Consider the following 1,437-nt stretch of genomic DNA (forward strand, 5'->3'; position numbering starts at 1 on the left):
TGAGACGGATCCCAAGGGCAACACCAAGTCATTCACCTACGACAAGGACAGCCGGATCACCGCAGTCAAGGACCGCAACGGCAATACCACGAAGTACGTATTGGACGGCAACGGAAATATCGTTGAGAGTATAGACGCAGCCGGAACCAGCAGCACGTTCACCTATGATTCCATGGACCGCCTGACCAAGATCCGTGTCCACAGGATAGACAAGACCCACAAGGTGGACGAGTATCAGGAGACCCTCTACACCTACGACCACAGGGGCCTGGTAAAGACCGAGGTCAACGCCAAGGGCGACGGAAAGGTGTTCGTCTATGACGGCAACGGCAACTTGATCCAAAAGACCGACGAGGACGGCTACGTAACCAAGTACGAGTACAGCCCCGTCAACTTAGTAAGCAATATCAATTATAATGACGCCAAATCCGCATCCTACGCCTACAACGGCACGGGAGAATTAATCGAGATGGAGGACTGGAACGGAAAGACCTCTATCGGAAGAGATCTCCTGAACCGTGTGGTAAAGGTAACGGATCACGATGGCAGGGAAACGGAATACGGCTGGGACAACGTAGGAAACAAGACCGTCCAGGGCTATCCGGACGGAACCCAGGTGGACTACTACTACGATGCGGAAAACCAGATCGTGGAGATGAAGGACTTTGATGGGGGCATCACGAAGTTTGAGTATGACGCCAACGGAAACAAGACCTTTAAGGAATATCCCAACTACGAGACCGCCTACTACTTCTACGATGAATGCGATCGGATCATCGAGATGGACGAGTACAACCTGGGCGGAAAGAAGCTGTTCAAGACCACATACAGCTGGGACGCAGAGGGCAACCGCTTAAGCGAGATACAGTACAACCACGGTCAGAGTGGAACCAGCGGCAACGGCAATGAGAATGGCAATAGTGGAAATGGAAACAATGGCAGCAATGGCAACGGTAATGGAAACAACGCCATTATCTCAGGAGCATTTTTCAATGCGTTAAATGCGTTAAATGGCCTGTTGGATGGCGAAAGCACCGGCACGGCAGGTTCACAGGACGCACAAAACACGCCGGATACACAGAGCGTGCGTACCACGCCGGAAGCACCGATGGTGGAGATCCCGTCTGCGGATATTGATCAGTTAAGCACGGAGAGTCCCATCGTCAACGGCATGGCACTTCCGGATCCCACGGCGGATACGGCCGCAGGCGTAGTCCTGAATAATCAGGCAAAGGTTGCGGAAGAATTAAACGCACAGCTTCTGAATGCGGCAATTGAAACAGAAGTATCCAAGCCAGAAACACCTGACACCGAAGCGGAGACGCCGGATACGGAGATTCCAGAGGGCGGCAAGTCGGAAACCGGAAAGGACGACGCAGCCATAGAGGGCAACGGAGACGGAAACGGTCAGGTTCCTCCGGGACAGACCGAGGACGG

At 53.3% G+C, this 1,437-nt stretch carries 1 pseudogene; it reads left to right on the forward strand.

Annotated elements, in window-relative coordinates:
* Window positions 1–1,437, forward strand: a pseudogene (locus tag VSQ61_RS22650) (hypothetical protein); the annotation flags it as partial.

It is taken from the genome of Candidatus Merdisoma sp. JLR.KK006, from assembly GCF_036941035.1.
Classification (GTDB): Bacteria; Bacillota; Clostridia; order Lachnospirales; family Lachnospiraceae; genus Laedolimicola.